The following is a 2019-nucleotide window of genomic DNA, read 5'->3' as shown; positions in this document are numbered from 1 at the left end:
AACATTGATTTCTGGTCTTTGCACCAGAACTGTTCTTTAAAAATTCGGGTATGTGATAGAAGTAAGACTGAATGATCTCTTTCACTGGTGATCATTCAAGTCAAGGTAAAATTTGCGAGTTCAAGCGCGAATTTTCGGCGAATGTCGTCTTCACAGTATAACCAGATTGCTTGGGGTTATATGGTCAAGTGAAGAAGCGCATACGGTGGATGCCTTGGCAGTCAGAGGCGATGAAAGACGTGGTAGCCTGCGAAAAGCTTCGGGGAGTCGGCAAACAGACTTTGATCCGGAGATCTCTGAATGGGGGAACCCACCTAGGATAACCTAGGTATCTTGTACTGAATCCATAGGTGCAAGAGGCGAACCAGGGGAACTGAAACATCTAAGTACCCGGAGGAAAGGAAATCAATTGATACTCCCCTAGTAGCGGCGAGCGAACGGGGACCAGCCGAGCCGGATAAGTGAGAAGAACATGTTGGGAAGCATGGCCATAGCGGGTGACAGCCCCGTATTCGAAGCTTTGACGGACGTATTAAGTAGGGCGGAACACGTGAAATTCTGTCTGAAGATCGGAGGACCACCTTCGAAGGCTAAGTACTCCTTGCTGACCGATAGCGAACCAGTACCGTGAGGGAAAGGTGAAAAGCACCCCGACGAGGGGAGTGAAACAGTACCTGAAACCGAACGCCTACAATCAGTCGGAGGCTCCTAGCGAGCTGACGGCGTACCTTTTGTATAATGGGTCATCGACTTGGTCTCACGAGCAAGCTTAAGCCGTTAGGTGTAGGCGTAGCGAAAGCGAGTCTTAATAGGGCGTATGAGTTCGTGGGATCAGACCCGAAACCGAGTGATCTAGGCATGGCCAGGTTGAAGGTGCGGTAACACGCACTGGAGGACCGAACCCACATCCGTTGAAAAGGATCGGGATGAGCTGTGCCTAGGGGTGAAAGGCCAATCAAACTCGGAGATAGCTGGTTCTCTGCGAAATCTATTTAGGTAGAGCGTCATCCGAATACCCCGGGGGGTAGAGCACTGGATGGGTAATGGGGCCCCACAGGCTTACTGATCCTAACCAAACTCCGAATACCCGGGAGTACTAGATGGCAGACACACTGCGGATGCTAACGTCCGTAGTGGAGAGGGAAACAACCCTGACCTACAGCTAAGGCCCCCAATTCATGGCTAAGTGGGAAAGCAGGTGGGACGACCAAAACAACCAGGAGGTTGGCTTAGAAGCAGCCATCCTTTAAAGATAGCGTAACAGCTCACTGGTCTAAACAAGTTGTCCTGCGGCGAAGATGTAACGGGGCTCAAGCCATGAGCCGAAGCTTAGGATGCCGTAAGGCATGGTAGCAGAGCGTAGTGTGACATAAGACTTATCCTCTTTAGTGTCTTTCGGGGCACCTTGGAGGATCGAGTCTTTTCGATGAAGCCGGCCTGTGAGGGATCCGGTGGAGAGATCACTAGTGAGAATGATGACATGAGTAGCGACAAAGAGTGTGAGAGACACTCTCGCCGAAAGTCCAAGGGTTCCTGCTTAAAGCTAATCTGAGCAGGGTAAGCCGGCCCCTAAGCCGAGGCCGAAAGGCGTAGGCGATGGGAACTAGGTTAATATTCCTAGGCCAGGAGGATGTGACGGATCACAGGTGTAGTTCAATCTTATCGGATTGATTGGGCTGCTGAGTGGTTCCTGGAAATAGCCCTCCATCAGACCGTACCCTAAACCGACACAGGTGGACTGGTAGAGCATACCAAGGCGCTTGAGAGAACGATGTTGAAGGAACTCGGCAAAATACCTCCGTAAGTTCGCGAGAAGGAGGCCCGGTTCCTAGGCAACTAGGGGCTGGGGGCACAAACCAGGGGGTGGCGACTGTTTATTAAAAACACAGGGCTCTGCGAAGTCGCAAGACGACGTATAGGGTCTGACGCCTGCCCGGTGCCTGAAGGTTAAAAGGAGAGGTGAGAGCCTTGAATTGAAGCCCAGGTAAACGGCGGCCGTAACTATAACGGTCCTAAGGT

General features: G+C 51.7%; 1 rRNA gene. It reads left to right on the top strand.

What is annotated here, in order from left to right:
- Positions 1 to 182 precede the first annotated feature (182 nt).
- Positions 183 to 2019, top strand: a 23S ribosomal RNA gene (locus Mgrana_RS16555); the annotation flags it as partial.

This window comes from Meiothermus granaticius NBRC 107808 (assembly GCF_003574355.1).
Taxonomy (GTDB): domain Bacteria; phylum Deinococcota; class Deinococci; order Deinococcales; family Thermaceae; genus Meiothermus; species Meiothermus granaticius.
Note: the sequence above shows the minus strand (reverse complement) of the source record. Positions and strands in the feature narration are given on the sequence as shown.